Source organism: Mumia sp. Pv4-285 (genome assembly GCF_041320275.1).
GTDB lineage: Bacteria > Actinomycetota > Actinomycetes > Propionibacteriales > Nocardioidaceae > Mumia > Mumia qirimensis.
This window is the reverse complement of record NZ_CP162023.1, coordinates 1,801,056-1,817,115: the sequence shown is the minus strand read 5'-3', so window position 1 is coordinate 1,817,115 and position 16,060 is coordinate 1,801,056. Positions and strand designations below refer to the sequence as shown.

Genomic DNA, 16,060 nt, shown 5'->3' with positions numbered 1-16,060 from the left:
CGAGCGAAGGTGGACGGCCGCCTACGAGTTCAACGCCCGGGAGGGTTCGCGCGTTCCCGCCGCCGGGACGACCGGCGGCGGGAACGTACGGCGTACGACGGGTGGAGGGTGAGCCGGGGTGCGGGTCAGCCGGGGATGAAGCCGTCGGCCCCGAGCAGGTCCTCGACCTCCGCGAGCGAGGCATCAGACGGCGGCAGCACGAGGTCGGACTCGACGAGCTCCTCGTCGGGCACCTCCTTGCCGATCTGGCGTACGGCCTCGAGCAGGCTGCTCAGCGCATCGCCGAACGCCTCCTCGTCGTGACTCGCGACGGCACTCTCGACGGCGTCATCGAGGCTGTTGAGCTGGTCGAGCGCGTCGTCGGCGACCTCGAACTGCCCCTCGGCCATGATGCGTACGATCACGCCTGCCCCTCCCGCTTCTCCTCGGCCACCGCGTCGGGCGCGACGTCGCCCGCGCCCAGCGCCGGCTTGTCGGCACCCGTGCCGAGCTGGCGCTTCATGGCCTCGAGCTCCGAGTCGACCGTCGAGGCGGACGCCAGGGCGTCGAGCTCACGGCTGATGTCGTCGTTCGGGCCGGCAGTGACGTCCTCGAGGGCGCCGGACGCGAGAAGCTCGTCGACCGCACCGGCGCGAGCCTGCATCTGTGCCGTCTTGTCCTCGGCACGCTGCACGGCGAGGCCGACGTCGCCCATCTCCTCCGAGATGCCCGAGAACGCCTCGGTGATGCGGGTCTGGGCCTCGGCGGCCGTGTACGTCGCCTTGATCGTCTCCTTGCGGGTGCGGAAGGACTCGACCTTGGCCTGCAGGCGCTTCGAGGCGAGGGTGAGCTTCTCCTCCTCGGCCTGGAGCGACGCGTGCTGCGTCTGGAGGTCCGCGATCTGCTGGTCGAGGCCGGACCGACGCGTCAGCGCCTCCCGGGCAAGATCCTCGCGGTTGGCGGCGAGTGCCTTCTTGGCCTGGTCCTGGAGCTTGGCCGACTGCTGCTGCAGCTGGTTGACCTGCAGCTCGACCCGCTTGCGGCTGGTCGCGACGTCGGCCACCCCACGACGGACCTTCTGAAGCAGCTCGAGCTGCTTCTGGTAGCTGTAGTCGAGCGTCTCGCGCGGGTCCTCCGCCTTGTCGAGCGCTGCGTTGGCCTTGCTGCGGAAGACCATGCCCATCCGCTTCATGATGCCCATCGTGGAGTCTGTCCCCTTCACCAAGATCGCTGTTCCCCCCACCTTACGGGCAGCGCGTTCTTCTCGACAGCACGTCTTCTGGCGCCGACGGCGGCCAGGTAGGCTCGACGTACTCGTGACCGCACCGGTGTGCCCGCGCGTCTCGCGCCCGTGGCACGCACCCTGACGACCTGAGGCATCAGTGTTCACACGCAAGAACCAGACCGAGACCGCCGCGACAGCGGCCGCGCAGCCTGCGCCCGAGGCCAAGCCCGACGGCAAGGGTCGTCCGACCCCCACCCGCAAGGAGGCGGAGGCCGCGCGCAAGGCGGCGCTCAAGACTCCGGCCACCCGCAAGGACATGGCCCGTGCGGAGCGCGACCGGCGCACGAAGGAGCGCGGCAAGGTCCGCCAGGCGATGAGCACCGGTGACGACCGCTACCTCCCCCCGCGTGACAAGGGGCCCGTGAAGGGCCTTGCGCGCAACGTCGTCGACTCGCGGCGCAACGTCGGCGAGTACCTGATGCCGGTGCTCGTCATCATCCTGCTGGTGAGCCTGATCCGCGCGCCCTGGGCGGTCAGCGCGATCTACCTGCTCTGGGTGATCACCATCGTCGGCACGATCGTCGACTCGTTCTTCCTGGTGCGCCGGGTCAAGCGCGAGGTCGCCGCGCGGTTCCCCGATGCGAGCACGAAGGGCCTCACGACGTACACGATCATGCGCAGCACGCAGATCCGGCGCCTGCGCCTGCCGAAGCCGCAGGTCAGCCGCGGCGACTCCTACTGACGTCTGCCGGCCGACGTCACGCGTGCAGCGACATCGGGCCGAAGACGACCTGACCGTCCTCCATCAGCGTGACCTGGTCGACCCCTTGGTCGGCCAGGTCGCCGTAGAACTCCCCCACCCACGACTCCGCGTCACCGCGGCTCGCGAACGAGCCTCCGTCGTCCTGCGGGGAGACCGCTGCACCGTCGGCCTTCTCGAACCGCCATGTCCACACCATGGGGGCAGCCTAGCCAGCCGGGTCCGCGGCTACCGGGTCGACGACTCGACGAACGGCGGGGCAGTGACGCGGAACGGCTCCGCACGTCCTCTGACGTCCACGGTGACCTCGTCGCCGACCGACACCGTGCGGTCGAGCAGAGCGAGCGCGACTCCTCGGCGCAGCGTCGGCGAGAACGTGCCGGAGGTGACCTCGCCGACCTCCGCCCCACCTGCCGCGACCGCCATGTGGGGCCGGGCGATCCCGCGACCCACGGCGACGAGCCCGCGCAAGAGCGGCACCTCACCGGCCTGACGCTGGGCGAGGAGCGCGTCCCGTCCCCAGAACTCCGGCTTGTCCCATCCGACGGCCCAGCCGAGGCGCGCCATCACCGGCGAGATCTCGAGCGACAGGTCCTGCCCGTGCAGCGGGTATCCCATCTCCGTCCGCAGCGTGTCGCGCGCGCCGAGGCCGCACGCGCGGATCGCGTGCTCCTCCCCACCCGCCATGATCGCGTCCCAGACCGCCACCGCGGAGTCGGCCGGCACCACCAGCTCGTACCCGCGCTCCCCGGTGTAGCCGGTGCGGCAGACGGTGAGCGTGGCGCCGTCGAGCTGGGCCTCGGCGTACGACATGTAGTCGTGCGAGACCGGGAGCCCGAGCTGGGCGAGCGTCTCCTCGCTGCGCGGCCCCTGCACGGCGAGGACCGCGAAGTCGTGGTGACGGTCCGTGATGGTGAGGTCGCCCGGCGCGCGCTCGACCAGCCGGCGTACGACCTCGGCGGTGTTGGCGGCGTTCGGGACGAGAAGCACGTCGTCGTCGCTGCGCAGGTAGACGATCAGGTCGTCGACCACGCCGCCGTCGTCGTCGCAGCAGAGCGTGTACTGCGCCTGACCGGGGGCGATGCGGTCGACGGCGTTGGTCAGGCAGCGGTCGAGGTACGCCGCCGCTCCCGGCCCCTGCACCGTGGCCTTGCCGAGGTGGCTGACGTCGAAGATGCCGACGCCCTCGCGCACGGCCTTGTGCTCGGCGAGGACCCCGCCGCCGGCGTACTCGAGGGGCATCTCCCACCCGCCGAACTCGGCCAGCTTCGCTCCCAGCTCGAGGTGGCGTGCGTGCAGCGGTGAGTGCGCGAGCGTCATGACCAGAAACTTATCCCGCCGTCCGTCGCTAGGCTGACACGCATGGCCCAGAAGAGCGCAGAGCCCACGTTCACCCTCAGTTCCGCCGCACCGACGACCACGCGAGCCGACGTCGTCGTGATCGGTGTCGGGCCCGACCTCAAGGCGATCGAGCCTGCCGACGGTGTGAGCAAGGCCTTCGGTCGCTCCTTCGGGCCGACGCTGACAGCGCTCGGGTTCCGCGGCAAGAAGGGTGACGTCGCCGTCCTGCCGACCGGTGGCGCGATCAAGGCGGCCGTGGTCGTCGCGGTGGGTCTGGACGCCGCGCCGTCGACGAGCGACCTCCGCAAGGCGGCGGCGAAGGCGATCAAGGCGGTCCACAACGCGACGACGGTGGCGTACGCCCTGCCGACGCCCGATGCCGACGCCGTGCGCGCGGTGACCGAGGGCGTGAAGCTCGGCGGCTACCGCTTCGACCGCTACCGCACGACGGACGACGCGAAGAAGGCCGCCGAGGACCGTCCCAACGGGATCGTCCTCCTCACCCGCCTGTCCCGCGACGCCGGCGCACTGGCGGCGCTCGAGGCCGGCCAGACGACGGCCACCGCGGTCAACCGCGCCCGTGACTGGGTCAACACCGGTCCCGGCGACCTGACGCCCGCGGCGTTCGCCGACAGCGTCAGCGACACGGCCAGGGCCGACGGGACCACGGGCGTGAAGGTCGCCGTGTGGGACGAGACCCGGCTCGCGAAGGAGCAGTGCGGCGGCATCCTCGGGGTCGGCCAAGGGTCGACCAACCCGCCCCGCATGGTGCACGTGACCTACAAGCCGAAGAAGCCGGTCGCCCACCTCGCCCTCGTCGGCAAGGGCATCACCTTCGACTCGGGCGGTCTCAGCCTGAAGCCGGGCGCGAGCATGATGACGATGAAGTGCGACATGGCCGGCGCGGCGTCCGTGGTCGCCGCGACGTTGGCGATCGCCGCGCTCGAGCTCCCCGTCGCGGTCACCTGCATCGCTTCGATGGCCGAGAACATGCCGAGCGGTTCGGCGATGCGTCCGGGCGACGTCATCGCGATCCGCGGCGGCACGACCGTCGAGGTGCACAACACCGACGCGGAGGGACGTCTGGTCCTCGCCGACGGTCTGGTCGTCGCCGTCGAGGCCAAGCCCGACCTCGTCATCGACGTCGCGACGCTGACAGGAGCCGCGATGGTCGCGCTGGGTGACCGCACCGCCGCCGTGCTCGGCAACGACGAGGCACTCCGCCAGCAGGTCCTGGACGCCGCCGAGGTCGCGGGCGAGGCGTTCTGGCCCCTCCCGATCACCGACGAGGTCACGGCCCGTGTCACGAGCTCGGACATCGCGGACGTGCGTCAGCACAACCCGAAGCCGGCCGGCGGCGCGCTGTTCGCGGCCGCGTTCCTCCAGAAGTTCGTGGGCGACGCGACGTGGGCCCATCTCGACATCGCCGGTCCTGCCTTCAACGACGCGGGGGCGTACGACGAGGTCCCCAAGGGCGGCACCGGCATGAGCGTACGCACGCTCGTCGCCCTCGCCGAGCAGCTGGCGCACACCGTCGACTGAGGCCCGGCGCGGGCCGGCGCTCAGTCGCCGGTCTGCGCCTCGCGGTCGCGCCTCTTGCGCTCTGCCGCGACCCGGCGGTTGTACTCGCGCATCCGCTGCGGGTAGCCGACGACACCGGCGTCGTAGGTCGGCACGCGGTGCTTGTTGCCGAAGTCGTGTGCCCAGGCGGCCGACGGCACACGGCGACGGGTCCACTCGCCGTCCTTGGCGACCAGGAGGAGGGTCACCTGGGACACCGCGGTCGGCGGCTCGACGAACCCCTCGACTCCGACGCGGGACTCGACGAACTTCTCCAGGTGCGCGCGGTCTGCGGTGTCCGAAGCGCGGTCGGAGACCATGGCGCCACCGCGTGTGCGGTTTTGCTTCTTGCGTCGGAAGAGGCCCATCGGGTGTGCTCCTGCGGCTGTCGAGCGAGGCTGTGGCTGAGGCGTTCTTCCACCAGTCTGCCGTACCCACGGGTAGCGCCCCACTGTGTGCGCCGCCTGATGCGCAGTGACAAGATGAGGGCGGCAGCAGGCAGCGAAGATCTCGCCGCCCTCACCACCTGGAGGCTTCCCGTGACCCAGTCCGCCCCCCGCGACCACGACGTCGTGGTGCTCGGTGGAGGGAGCGGGGGTTATGCGACCGCGCTCCGTGCACGACAGCTCGGCCTGAGCGTCGCTCTGGTCGAGGCCGACAAGCTCGGCGGGACGTGCCTGCACCAGGGCTGCATCCCGACCAAGGCCATGCTGCACGCCGCCGAGGTCGCCGACGCAGCCCGTGACGCCTCGGCGTTCGGGGTGCGCGCGACGTACGCAGGCGTCGACCTCGCCGCGGTGGCTCGCTACCGCGAGGGTGTCGTGGACCGCCTCTACCGCGGCCTCCAAGGTCTCGTGCGCGGCGCAGGCATCGACGTCGTCGACGGCACCGGGCACCTCGTCGGGCCGCGCTCGGTCGCAGTCGCGGACACCGTCGTCACCGGACGCAACCTCGTGGTGGCCACCGGCTCGTACGCGCGCACCGTCCCCGGGGTCGAGATCGGCGGCCGGGTCGTGACGTCGGACGGCGCGCTTGCCCTGGAGGAGCTCCCCCAGCGGGTCGTCGTCGTGGGCGGGAGCGTGATCGGCGTCGAGCTGGCGTCGGTGTGGCGCTCCTTCGGCTGCGACGTGACGATCGTCGAGGCCCTCCCGCACCTCGTGCCGCTCGAGGACGAGGTCCTCTCCGTCCAGCTCGAGCGGGCCTTCCGCAAGCGCAAGATCGCCTTCCGCACCGCCACGGCCATCACGGGCGTGAAGCAGGACGAGGCGTGCGCCTACGTCTCGCTCGAGGGCGGCGAGACGCTCGAGGCCGACCTCGTGCTCATCGCAGTCGGTCGCGGACCCCGCACCGACGGCCTCGGTCTCTCCGACCACGGCATCTCCGTGGACCGCGGGTTCGTCGTCACCGACGACCGGCTGCGCACGTCGGTCGAGGGCGTGTACGCCGTCGGCGACGTCGTCCGGGGGCTCCAGCTCGCGCACCGTGGGTTCGCCCACGGCATCTTCGTCGCCGAGGAGATCGCCGGGCGCTCGCCGCAGCCGGTGGTCGACAGCGGCATCCCACGCGTGACTTACTGCGAGCCCGAGCTCGCGTCGGTCGGACTGACCGAGGCACAGGCCAGGACGGCGTACGGCGACGGTGCCGTGGCCACGTACGAGTACAACCTCGCCGGCAACGGCAAGACGCAGATCCTCCGGTCGGCCGGTCTCGTCAAGGTCGTCCGCGAGATCGACGGTCCTGTCCTCGGGGTCCACATGATCGGGTCACGGATGGGCGAGCAGGTCGGCGAGGCATCCTTGTGGGTGAACTGGGACGCCTTCCCCGAAGACGTCGCCGCATTCGTCCACGCCCACCCCACCCAGAACGAAGCACTCGGTGAGGCCGCACTGGCTCTTGCCGGATCACCACTCCACGCACACGCCTGAGATCAGACAGGGGTCAACCCATGGCAACGCCCGTCACGCTTCCAGAGCTCGGAGAGAGCGTCACCGAAGGCACCGTCACGCGGTGGCTGAAGCAGATCGGCGACACGGTTGCCGTCGACGAGCCCCTCCTCGAGGTGTCCACCGACAAGGTCGACACCGAGATCCCGTCGCCGGTCGCCGGCGTCCTGCTGGAGATCTCCGCGGCCGAGGACGAGACGGTCGAGGTCGGCGCAGTTCTCGCCTCGATCGGCGAGGAGGGCGAGTCCACCGGCGACGACGCCCCGTCCGGCGAGGAGGCGCCCGCCGAGGAGGCTGCGCCTGAGGAGGCGCCCGCCGACGAGGCCGCCACGGACGAGGGGGAAGCACCCGAGGAGCCGGCAGGCGAGTCCAGCACGCCGGACGACGAGGAGACGACTCCCGCGGTCGCCGCCGAGCAGGCGTCCTCCGAGGAGCCGAAGGACTCGGGCGACCAGCCGACCGACGACGGTGGTCAGTCGGCTCCCTCCGGAGACGCGACACCCGTGACCCTCCCCGAGCTCGGCGAGAGCGTCACCGAGGGCACCGTCACCCGGTGGCTCAAGCAGGTCGGTGACGAGGTCGCCGTCGACGAGCCGCTCCTCGAGGTCTCGACCGACAAGGTCGACACCGAGATCCCGTCCCCGGTCGCCGGCACGCTGGTCGAGATCACGGCAGCGGAGGACGAGACCGTCCAGGTCGGCGGTCAGCTCGCGCTGATCGGGGCAGAGGGAGCGTCCGCCCCGTCCGACGCTCCCGCGCCGTCCGCGGAGCCCGAGGCAGAGCCGGAGCCGGAGCCGGAGCCGAAGGCCGAGCCCGAGGCAAAGGCCGAGCCTGAGTCCAAGCCCGAGCCCGAGGCAAAGGCCGAGCCCGAGTCCAAGCCCGAGTCCAAGCCCGAGCCGGAGCCCAAGCCGGAAGCCGAGCCCGAGGCCAAGCCGAGCGCGGTCAAGTCCGACGGCCGCCAGTACGTGACCCCGATCGTCCGCAAGCTGGCCGAGCGCGAGGGTGTCGCCCTCGACGACGTCGCGGGCACCGGTGTCGGCGGCCGCATCCGCAAGCAGGACATCCTCGACGCCGCCGAGAAGGCACGCGCCGCCGCCGCAGCGCCCGTCGCTGCTGCCCCGGCGGCGAGCGGGGCTGACGTCTCCGGACTCGCAGGAACGGTCAAGAAGGCGACCCGGATCCGCCAGCTGACGGCGATCAAGACCAAGGAGTCGCTGCAGGAGGCCGCCCAGCTCACGCAGGTGCACGAGGTCGACCTCACCCGCATCGCCGCGCTCCGTGCGAAGCACAAGGCGTCGTTCCTCGACCGCGAGGGCGTCAAGCTGACCTACCTGCCGTTCATCGCCAAGGCGACGGTCGAGGCACTGAAGGCGCACCCGAACGTCAACGCGTCGTACGACGAGGAGACGAAGGAGATCACCTACCACGCGGCGATCAACCTGGGCATCGCCGTCGACACCGAGCGGGGCCTGCTCTCGATCGTCGTCCACGATGCCGGCGACCTCAGCCTGGCGGGTCTCGCCCAGCGCATCGACGACCTCGCGAAGCGTGCGCGCACGGGCGACATCAAGCCCCACGAGCTGTCCGGCGGCACCTTCACGATCACCAACATCGGCAGCTTCGGCGGTCTGTTCGACACGCCGATCCTGGTCCAGCCGCAGGCCGCGATGCTTGCCACCGGTGCGGTCGTGAAGAAGCCGGTCGTGGTCACCGACGCCGACGGCAACGACTCGATCTCGATCCGGTCGATGGCGTACCTGCCGATGACCTACGACCACCGCCTCGTCGACGGCGCCGACACGGGCCGCTTCCTGACGACGGTCAAGAAGCGCCTCGAGGAGGGGGCCTTCGAGGCCGAGCTCGGCTGACGCGGCGGCCTCGGCCGTCTCCTGACAGAACCTCGTGCGCGCGTGAGGATGGGCGCATGAGGTTCTGTCTTTCCGGGGCGTCGGGCTTCCTCGGCACCGCCCTCGCAGCCCATCTGCGGGAGCGCGGTCACGAGGTCGTCCGACTCGTCCGCGGATCCGAGAAGGGCCCGTTCGAGTCGTCCTGGGACCCCGAGGCGGGTCGCATCGACCAGCAGGTCGTGGACGCGACCGACGTCGTCGTCCACCTGTCGGGTGCCCCGATCGCCCACTGGCCCTGGACACCGGCGTACCGCCGTGAGCTCACCGAGTCGCGGGTGACGACGACGACCACGATCGCGGAGGCGGTCGCTCGCGCTCCCCGCCCGCCGGTGCTGCTCAGCGGGAGCGGCATCAACGCCTACGGCGACGACCAGGGCAGCACGCTCCTCGACGAGACCAGCCCTCGCGCTCCGGGCTTCCTGGGCGACGTCGTCGAGCGCTGGGAGGCCGCCGCTTCTCCTGCGGCCGACGCGGGCGCAAGGGTTTGCTTCATCCGTACGGCGCCCGTCCTCGACTCGTCCGGCGGACTGCTGCGCGTGATCGCCCTGCCGTTCCGGTTGGGCGCCGGCGGGCGCCTGGGCTCCGGCGAGCAGTACTTTCCCGTGGTCAGCCTGCGCGACTGGCTCGGCGCCGTCGCCCACCTCGCCGAGACCGACGACGCCGCCGGCCCGTACAACGTCGTCGCGCCCGAGCCCTCGACGAACGCCGAGTTCACCCGGGCCCTTGCACGAACCTTGCACCGCCCGTCGATCGTCCCCGTGCCCGCGTTCGCGCTCCGCACGGCCATGGGCGGCCTCGCCACCCTCGCCCTGGGCTCGTTGAGGGCCGTCCCGATGCGCCTCGAGGAGGCAGGCTACGTGTTCGCCGACCGCACGGTCGACGAGGTCGTCGCAACGGCACTGGGGTCGCGCTGACTCCGCCAGTCACCGACGTCATCCCGCGAGCCGCTCGACCGTGGAGATCCGCCAGCCCGCGGCCGTACGGACGACGGTGATCATCCGATCGGTCGGACCGTCGCTCGGGAGTGCCCGCCAGGCACCGCCGGCGGACCGTACGCGGACCGGTTCGAGACGGTCCACGACCCGCAGCACCGCGACGCGGTCGCTCTCGCGCACGACGTGGAACCGCAGGACCTCGAACCGGACGTCCTCGACCTCGAGCCCGCGCGCGGCATAGCGACGGATCGCCGCCGTGTCGCTCTCCAGCAGCCGCCCACCGGAGGCGTACACGTCACCGAGAAGGCTCGGGTCGGCACGGACGAACGCCGCTGACCGGCTGTCGTCGAGGACGGCGAGCCGGTCGAGCCAGTCCGCGCTCCGGGTGACCGTGCCGGCAACCAGCGCCGCGGCGCTCGCCAGGCTCACAGGATCCATCGCGCCAGCATGCCCGTCCGCCACCGTCGCCCGCGGCCGTCGTCCACAGGCGCCGTACTAGGCTGGCGGACGTGAGCGCACTGGAGATCCGCCGCATCGGGCTCGGGTCCGAGGGCACCGACTACGAGGAGATGTGGGCGCTGCAGCGGGAGCTGCACGCGGACCGCGCAGCCGGTGTCGTCGACGACACCGTGCTGTTCCTCGAGCATGCGCCGGTGTTCACCGCCGGCACCCGAACGGAGGGGTGGGAGCGCCCGACCGACGGCAGCCGTGTCGTCGACATCGACCGAGGCGGCAACATCACCTTTCACGGGCCCGGCCAGCTGGTGGGCTACCCGATCGTCGCGCTGCCGGAGCACGTCCTCGTCGTGGACTACGTACGCCGCGTCGAGGAGGCCATGATCCGCACCGTCCGCGACCTCGGCGTCATGTGCGGTCGCGTCTCCGGCCGCTCGGGTGTCTGGATCGCCGGCGACGACCGCGGCCCGGAGCGCAAGCTCGGCCAGCTCGGCATCCGGGTGGCCCGCGGCGTCACGATGCACGGGCTCGCGCTCAACTGCGACGTCGACATGACCTGGTTCGCCAAGATCGTGCCCTGCGGCATCGCCGATGCGGGCGTCACCTCGCTGTCGCTCGAGCTCGACCGGCGTGTGAGCACGGTCGAGGTCGCCGACGCGCTCGAACCCCATCTGCAAGACCTCCTCGCCTGGCACCCGTTCGTCGTCAGCCCCGACCTCGATCAGGCGATTGCGGCCAGCGGCGTGACGTACGGGCTCGCACCGCACCTCGGCTGACCCGCGCCGCCGCAGGTCATGCGACCGTGACGAGCAGGCTGACCACGACTGCTCCCACCAGGTGGTATCCGCCGGTCACCGCGCCGTACACGTACGGCCGGGGCATCGCCGGGTTCATCGCGTTCGTCACGGAGACCGGCACGGCGATGCCTGCGCCGACGACGAGGCCGAGCAGGAGCGCACCACCCAGGCCGGCGACGTCGATGAGCTCGTGCAGGAGCGCGACGCCGACCGACACCGCGCCGCACGCCACGAGCGGGACGACGTAGTACGCGGCACCGAAGGCCTCGCCGTCGGTGCGCCGGTGTCCCGTGGCGCTGTCCCAGGCGCGACCGAACAGCGGGGTGAACCACAGCGCGCCGAGCGCGTAGTACGCGAACGTCGCGAGCGCCGGCCCGACGAGCAGCCCGCCGAAGGAGGTGTCCATGGCGGCATCGTCGCCCCCGGCGCCGGCCTCGCGCTTGGAGAAATGCGACAGCCCGGTCGACGCCGCCATGATGAGGTCGTGGACGGACGAGGCCCGCGGCGACGCCCGATCGCGCCTCACGAGCGCTCCGGCGTGCTCCACCCGCAGAACCTCGTACGGTTCCACGCACAGTGGATCGACCCGTCACCGTCCTGCTCCGAGGTCGTCGACGCGTACTGGTCGGTCCGGTGGAACCTCCGACCGCACGAGTCCGTCGACCAGCGCATCGTCGACCTGCCGGCCGTGACGCTGAGCGTCGAGCGCGGGGCCGTCCCGGCACCGCTGGTGGTCACGGGAGTCCACAGCCGTGCGTGGACGCGGACGATCGCCGGGTCGGGCTCGGTGTTCGGGATCCGGCTGCGCCCCGCCGGGCTCGCGCTCGTGAGCCGCCTCGGGCCCGCCGACGTCGCCGACACCGCCCTCCCGGTCGACCGCGACCTCGACGCGCAGGTGCACGACCTGCTGTCGACCGTCGCGACCGAGGACGATCCCCTGGAGATGGCGGCTCGGGCCGACGCGGTGATCGGGGACCTCGTCGGCGGCTCGGCCCCGGACGCGTCGCTCCTTCTTGCCAACGCGGTCGTCGACCACCTCCGGAGCCGCCTGGACGACCGCGCCGGACCGTTGCTGGCGTCTCGGTTCGGAGTGAGTCAGCGGACGGTCCAGCGGGCGCTCTCGCGGACGCTCGGGCACGGCCCCAAGTGGGTCGCCCGACGCATCCGCCTGCAGCACGTCGCGCAGGCGCTCGCCACCGTCGACGACCGCGGGCTCGCGCGCCTGGCCACCGACCTCGGGTACGTCGACCAGGCCCACCTCGCGCACGACTTCCGCGCGGTCACCGGGCTGACGCCTGGGGCGTACGCACGGTCTCTTCGAGGTCTCGTCGACGACCACGTAGGGTGAAGAACGTGACGCTTGCACCTGAAGGCCGCAAACTGCTCCGTTTGGAGGCTCGCAACGCCGAGACCCCGATCGAGAAGAAGCCCGAGTGGATCAAGACGCGTGCGCGTACGGGTCCCGAGTACACGGAGCTCAAACAGCTCGTGAAGTCGGAGGGCCTGCACACCGTCTGTCAGGAAGCCGGCTGTCCCAACATCTACGAGTGCTGGGAAGACCGTGAGGCGACCTTCCTGATCGGCGGCGAGCAGTGCACCCGGCGCTGCGACTTCTGCCAGATCGCCACCGGCAAGCCCACCGCCCTCGACCGTGACGAGCCTCGTCGCGTCGCCGAGAGCGTCCGCACCATGGGCCTGCGCTACGCCACCATCACCGGTGTCGCCCGCGACGACCTGCCGGACGGCGGCGCGTGGCTGTACGCCGAGACGGTCCGCAAGATCCACGAGCTCAACCCCGACACGGGCGTCGAGAACCTCATCCCCGACTTCAACGGCATCCCGGAGCTGCTCGAGGAGGTCTTCTCCTCGCGGCCCGAGGTCCTTGCGCACAACGTCGAGACCGTCCCCCGCATCTTCAAGCGCATCCGGCCGGCGTTCCGCTACGAGCGCTCGCTGGACGTGCTCACCGAGGCACGGGCGTACGGGCTGGTGACGAAGTCCAACCTGATCCTCGGCATGGGCGAGACCCGTGAGGAGATCAGCCAGGCGATGCAGGACCTGTACGACGCCGGCTGCGAGCTGCTCACGATCACCCAGTACCTGCGCCCCTCTCCCCTGCACCATCCCGTCGAGCGCTGGGTCAAGCCCGAGGAGTTCGTGGAGATGGGTCAGGAGGCGGAGGAGATCGGCTTCGCCGGTGTCCTCTCCGGACCGCTGGTGCGGTCGTCCTACCGCGCCGGACGCCTCTACAAGCAGGCGATCGAGGCACGCACCACCGCCAGAACCTGACGATCGACCCCGCCCGCCGACGGCGTACCCTGGGTGCCATGTCCACTCCTGACTCGCCGCCGCAGGGTCGCATCGCGCAGATCCGGTCCGCCTACAAGATCACCAAGCGCTCCGATCGTACGATCGGCCTGCGCCTGCTCGCGTGGTTCCTCGTCACGGGTGGCGTGGTGTTCGCCCTCGGGTGGTTCCTCGGTGGCAGCGGCAGCCTGATCGGCATCGTCTTCACGTCGATCCTGTCCGTCCTCACGGGCGTGCTCGCGACGCTGATCGTGTTCGGTCGGCGCGCCGAGAAGTCGGCCTATGCACAGGTCGAGGGTCAGGTCGGCGCCGGAGCCGGTGCGCTCGGGATGCTCAAGCGCGGCTGGAAGGTCGACCAGGCCGTCGCCTTCACCAAGAGCCAGGACGTCGTGCACCGTGTCGTCGGTCCCCCGGGGATCGTGCTCGTCGGCGAGGGCAACTCCAACCGGGTCCGCAACCTGCTGACGGTCGAGCGCAAGAAGACCGCGCGCATCGTCGGCGAGGACGTCCCGATCTCGACGATCGTCGTCGGCCGCGACACCGACAAGGGCGAGGTGCCCCTCCCCAAGCTCGTCTCGACGATCCGCAAGTCGAAGCGCGCGCTGAAGCCCGCGCAGATCACGCCGATCATCAACAAGCTGAAGGCGCTCGACGCCATGCGGCCGCAGGCCCCGATCCCGCGTGGTCCCGTGCCGACGAGCGCCAAGGGCTCGCGCAAGATGATGCAGGGCCGCTGAGCGCGGACCAGCAGGACGGTCGCTAGGCGGGCTGCTTCCGCGGACGGATGTACGTGATCACCGACTGAGCCACGACGTCGTGGAAACCGCGGCCCTCGTGGTTCTGGATCAGCGGCGGGATGATCGGGAGGATCAGCGCCGTGCGCACGAATGCGCGGAGCCCGATCGGGCGGCCGTTCGGGCCGACGACGCAGATGCCGACGACCCGTTTGCCGATCGAGAAGCCGAGGGTCGCGTCGAGGAGCGAGACCTCGAGCCAGAAGGCGAGCAGCGTCCACCAGCCGCTCACCGCTCCCACGCCGAACGCCGGCGAGCCCGTGACGACCGATGCGGTGAAGAGCGCGACGAACCAGTCGATCAGCAGGGCGAGGAAACGGCGGCCGATCCCGGCCACCTCCGGCATCGACACTGCTGGTTCCGGGGAGGGCGTGGTCACGGCGACAACCCTACTCGGCGCTCACCAGCCGTCCGAGACCCGTGACGCCGACCTCGGGTCCCCTTCCTCATCACCCCCGGAACTTCGTAACATGGCTGAAACATACGGGTCATGGTTGGGTAACTGGCCCTGCCTACGTTCGTGGGGGCACAGCGACGTGACCCTGTGATCGACCCCCGTACGAGACGGCCGGCCTGTGCAGCAGCGCTCTGGCCGAGGAGGCTTTATGTTCTCAAACCGCGACGAGCTCTTGGCCTACATCAGGGACGAGGGTGTCAAGTTCGTCGACGTCCGCTTCACCGACCTGCCAGGCATCCAGCAGCACTTCACGGTGCCGGTCTCGTCCTTCGACGAGGCGGTGTTCGAGGACGGGCTGATGTTCGACGGCTCCTCCGTGCGCGGCTTCCAGGCCATCCACGAGTCCGACATGGCGCTGTTCCCGGACCCGACGACGGCGTACATCGACCCGTTCCGTCCCGAGAAGACCCTCGCCCTCGAGTTCTTCATCCACGACCCGCTGACGGGCGAGGCCTACTCGCGCGACCCGCGCAACATCGCGCGGAAGGCCGAGGCGTACCTCGCCAGCACCGGCATCGGCGACACGGCGTTCTTCGCCCCCGAGGCCGAGTTCTACGTGTTCGACAAGGCGCGCTTCGAGACGTCGGCCAACCGTGGCTTCTACGAGATCGACTCGATCGCCGGCGCCTGGAACACCGGCGCCGAGGACGAGGCACGCGGCTACAAGGTCCGCTACAAGGGCGGCTACTTCCCCGTCTCCCCCACGGACCACTTCGCGGACCTGCGCAACGACATGGTCCTGCACCTCGAGGACGCCGGCCTCCAGGTCGAGCGCGCGCACCACGAGGTCGGCACGGCCGGCCAGGCGGAGATCAACTACCGCTTCGACACGCTGCTCAAGGCCGCCGACGATGTCATGAAGTTCAAGTACATCATCCGCAACACGGCCTGGGCCGCCGGCAAGACGGCGACCTTCATGCCGAAGCCGATCTTCGGCGACAACGGCTCGGGCATGCACTGCCACCAGTCGATCTGGAAGGACGGCGAGCCGCTGTTCTACGACGAGGCCGGCTACGGCGGCCTCTCGGAGATGGCACGTCACTACATCGGCGGCATCCTCAAGCACGCGCCGTCGCTGCTCGCGTTCACCAACCCGACGGTGAACTCGTACCACCGCCTGGTGCCGGGCTTCGAGGCGCCGATCGCTCTCGTCTACAGCTCGCGCAACCGTTCGGCGTGCGTGCGCATCCCGATCACCGGCTCGAACCCGAAGGCCAAGCGCATCGAGTTCCGTTGCCCCGACCCGTCGGCCAACCCGTACCTCGCGTTCTCCGCGCTGCTGCTGGCCGGCATCGACGGCATCAAGAACAAGATCGAGCCGCCGGAGCCGATCGACAAGAACATCTACGAGCTCCCGCCGGACGAGTACAACCAGATCGACTCGGTCCCGACCTCGCTCGGCGCCGTCCTCGACTCGCTCGAGGCCGACCACGAGTTCCTGACCCAGGGCGACGTCTTCACGCCGGACCTGATCGAGACCTGGATCGAGTACAAGCGCGAGAACGAGATCGCTCCGATCGCGCAGCGTCCTCACCCGCACGAGTTCGAGCTCTACTACGACATCTAGAACCGGGCCGCTCGAACGCCCTCGCACCCCGC

The 16,060-nt window shown here is 70.7% G+C and carries 18 protein-coding genes; 10 read left to right on the top strand and 8 right to left on the bottom strand.

All coding sequences use genetic code 11. The features are described 5' to 3' along the window. Positions 1-125: 125 nt before the first annotated feature. Together pspAA and AB3M34_RS08795 are read right to left on the bottom strand one after the other, a co-directional pair. A complete protein-coding gene (pspAA, locus tag AB3M34_RS08800) occupies positions 126-404 on the bottom strand; it encodes a PspA-associated protein PspAA (RefSeq protein WP_370619100.1) in 279 nt (92 codons plus the stop codon). After that, positions 401-1,180: a PspA/IM30 family protein gene (locus AB3M34_RS08795; RefSeq protein ID WP_370619098.1), complete on the bottom strand. Its 780-nt coding sequence runs from the start codon at positions 1,178-1,180 to the stop codon at positions 401-403. The genes pspAA and AB3M34_RS08795 overlap by 4 nt, the downstream gene beginning before the upstream one ends. 181 nt (positions 1,181-1,361) lie before the next feature. On the opposite strand from AB3M34_RS08795, the gene AB3M34_RS08790 reads away from it, so the two are divergent. After that, the gene (locus AB3M34_RS08790) at positions 1,362-1,946 is read left to right on the top strand and encodes a DUF3043 domain-containing protein (RefSeq protein ID WP_370619096.1); all 585 of its coding nucleotides are present in this window, start codon (positions 1,362-1,364) and stop codon (positions 1,944-1,946) included. 16 nt (positions 1,947-1,962) lie between these two features. Here the strand turns inward: AB3M34_RS08790 and AB3M34_RS08785 are convergent, their stop codons facing one another. Both AB3M34_RS08785 and gcvT read right to left on the bottom strand, forming a co-directional pair. Then, positions 1,963-2,163, bottom strand: a complete 201-nt coding sequence (locus AB3M34_RS08785; protein ID WP_370619094.1) for a hypothetical protein — start codon at positions 2,161-2,163, stop codon at positions 1,963-1,965. A gap of 29 nt (positions 2,164-2,192) precedes the next feature. Then, positions 2,193-3,284 carry a glycine cleavage system aminomethyltransferase GcvT gene (gene gcvT, locus AB3M34_RS08780; RefSeq protein WP_370619092.1) on the bottom strand — a complete coding sequence of 364 codons (1,092 nt, stop codon included), beginning with the start codon at positions 3,282-3,284 and terminating at the stop codon, positions 2,193-2,195. Positions 3,285-3,326: 42 nt separating this feature from the next. On the opposite strand from gcvT, the gene AB3M34_RS08775 reads away from it, so the two are divergent. Continuing rightward, the gene (locus AB3M34_RS08775) at positions 3,327-4,847 is read left to right on the top strand and encodes a leucyl aminopeptidase (protein ID WP_370619090.1); all 1,521 of its coding nucleotides are present in this window, start codon (positions 3,327-3,329) and stop codon (positions 4,845-4,847) included. Between the two features lie 20 nt (positions 4,848-4,867). Here the strand turns inward: AB3M34_RS08775 and AB3M34_RS08770 are convergent, their stop codons facing one another. Next, positions 4,868-5,185, bottom strand: a complete 318-nt coding sequence (locus AB3M34_RS08770) for a hypothetical protein (protein ID WP_370619089.1) — start codon at positions 5,183-5,185, stop codon at positions 4,868-4,870. 219 nt (positions 5,186-5,404) lie between these two features. On the opposite strand from AB3M34_RS08770, the gene lpdA reads away from it, so the two are divergent. From lpdA to AB3M34_RS08755, 3 genes are read left to right on the top strand one after another with little or no spacing between them, the layout of a single operon-like run. Beyond that, on the top strand, positions 5,405-6,790 hold the full coding sequence (gene lpdA, locus AB3M34_RS08765) for a dihydrolipoyl dehydrogenase (protein ID WP_370619087.1): 1,386 nt from the start codon (positions 5,405-5,407) through the stop codon (positions 6,788-6,790). A 20-nt stretch (positions 6,791-6,810) separates the two neighbouring features. Further along, entirely contained in the window at positions 6,811-8,676 is a 1,866-nt protein-coding gene (gene sucB / locus AB3M34_RS08760) for a 2-oxoglutarate dehydrogenase, E2 component, dihydrolipoamide succinyltransferase (protein ID WP_370619085.1), read from the top strand. Between the two features lie 56 nt (positions 8,677-8,732). After that, positions 8,733-9,629, top strand: a complete 897-nt coding sequence (locus AB3M34_RS08755) for a TIGR01777 family oxidoreductase (RefSeq protein WP_370619083.1) — start codon at positions 8,733-8,735, stop codon at positions 9,627-9,629. A gap of 18 nt (positions 9,630-9,647) precedes the next feature. Here the strand turns inward: AB3M34_RS08755 and AB3M34_RS08750 are convergent, their stop codons facing one another. Further along, positions 9,648-10,088, bottom strand: coding sequence for a hypothetical protein (locus AB3M34_RS08750; protein ID WP_370619081.1), 441 nt, complete (start codon positions 10,086-10,088; stop codon positions 9,648-9,650). Positions 10,089-10,159: 71 nt separating this feature from the next. Here AB3M34_RS08750 and lipB point away from each other — a divergent pair, with 71 nt between their 5' ends. After that, on the top strand, positions 10,160-10,882 hold the full coding sequence (gene lipB / locus AB3M34_RS08745; RefSeq protein ID WP_370619079.1) for a lipoyl(octanoyl) transferase LipB: 723 nt from the start codon (positions 10,160-10,162) through the stop codon (positions 10,880-10,882). A gap of 16 nt (positions 10,883-10,898) precedes the next feature. Here lipB and AB3M34_RS08740 read toward each other — a convergent pair whose 3' ends face one another. Beyond that, positions 10,899-11,309 carry a DUF1761 domain-containing protein gene (locus AB3M34_RS08740; RefSeq protein ID WP_370619078.1) on the bottom strand — a complete coding sequence of 137 codons (411 nt, stop codon included), beginning with the start codon at positions 11,307-11,309 and terminating at the stop codon, positions 10,899-10,901. Positions 11,310-11,387: 78 nt separating this feature from the next. On the opposite strand from AB3M34_RS08740, the gene AB3M34_RS08735 reads away from it, so the two are divergent. From AB3M34_RS08735 to AB3M34_RS08725, 3 genes are read left to right on the top strand one after another with little or no spacing between them, the layout of a single operon-like run. Further along, positions 11,388-12,251, top strand: a complete 864-nt coding sequence (locus tag AB3M34_RS08735; RefSeq protein ID WP_370619076.1) for an AraC family transcriptional regulator — start codon at positions 11,388-11,390, stop codon at positions 12,249-12,251. 5 nt (positions 12,252-12,256) lie between these two features. Continuing rightward, positions 12,257-13,192 (top strand): lipoyl synthase, encoded by a 936-nt coding sequence (lipA, locus tag AB3M34_RS08730; protein WP_370619074.1) that lies wholly within the window; start codon positions 12,257-12,259, stop codon positions 13,190-13,192. A 38-nt stretch (positions 13,193-13,230) separates the two neighbouring features. Further along, complete coding sequence (locus tag AB3M34_RS08725) at positions 13,231-13,947, top strand: DUF4191 domain-containing protein (protein WP_370619072.1); 717 nt, start codon at positions 13,231-13,233, stop codon at positions 13,945-13,947. Positions 13,948-13,969: 22 nt separating this feature from the next. Here the strand turns inward: AB3M34_RS08725 and AB3M34_RS08720 are convergent, their stop codons facing one another. Then, a complete protein-coding gene (locus AB3M34_RS08720; RefSeq protein ID WP_370619070.1) occupies positions 13,970-14,383 on the bottom strand; it encodes an RDD family protein in 414 nt (137 codons plus the stop codon). Positions 14,384-14,609: 226 nt separating this feature from the next. Between AB3M34_RS08720 and glnA the strand changes: the two genes are divergently transcribed. Then, a complete protein-coding gene (gene glnA / locus AB3M34_RS08715) occupies positions 14,610-16,028 on the top strand; it encodes a type I glutamate--ammonia ligase (RefSeq protein ID WP_370619068.1) in 1,419 nt (472 codons plus the stop codon). The last annotated feature ends 32 nt before the right edge of the window (positions 16,029-16,060 follow it).

What these genes read in the sequence shown, in the direction of transcription:
- AB3M34_RS08795 (WP_370619098.1), bottom strand. Translation starts at nt 1,180, where the DNA reads ATGGGCATCATGAAGCGGATGGGCATGGTCTTCCGCAGCAAGGCCAAC.
- AB3M34_RS08785 (WP_370619094.1), bottom strand. Translation starts at nt 2,163, where the DNA reads ATGGTGTGGACATGGCGGTTCGAGAAGGCCGACGGTGCAGCGGTCTCC.
- gcvT (WP_370619092.1), bottom strand. Translation starts at nt 3,284, where the DNA reads ATGACGCTCGCGCACTCACCGCTGCACGCACGCCACCTCGAGCTGGGA.
- AB3M34_RS08775 (WP_370619090.1), top strand. Translation starts at nt 3,327, where the DNA reads ATGGCCCAGAAGAGCGCAGAGCCCACGTTCACCCTCAGTTCCGCCGCA.
- AB3M34_RS08770 (WP_370619089.1), bottom strand. Translation starts at nt 5,185, where the DNA reads ATGGTCTCCGACCGCGCTTCGGACACCGCAGACCGCGCGCACCTGGAG.
- sucB (WP_370619085.1), top strand. Translation starts at nt 6,811, where the DNA reads ATGGCAACGCCCGTCACGCTTCCAGAGCTCGGAGAGAGCGTCACCGAA.
- AB3M34_RS08755 (WP_370619083.1), top strand. Translation starts at nt 8,733, where the DNA reads ATGAGGTTCTGTCTTTCCGGGGCGTCGGGCTTCCTCGGCACCGCCCTC.
- AB3M34_RS08750 (WP_370619081.1), bottom strand. Translation starts at nt 10,088, where the DNA reads ATGGATCCTGTGAGCCTGGCGAGCGCCGCGGCGCTGGTTGCCGGCACG.
- AB3M34_RS08740 (WP_370619078.1), bottom strand. Translation starts at nt 11,309, where the DNA reads ATGGACACCTCCTTCGGCGGGCTGCTCGTCGGGCCGGCGCTCGCGACG.
- AB3M34_RS08725 (WP_370619072.1), top strand. Translation starts at nt 13,231, where the DNA reads ATGTCCACTCCTGACTCGCCGCCGCAGGGTCGCATCGCGCAGATCCGG.
- glnA (WP_370619068.1), top strand. Translation starts at nt 14,610, where the DNA reads ATGTTCTCAAACCGCGACGAGCTCTTGGCCTACATCAGGGACGAGGGT.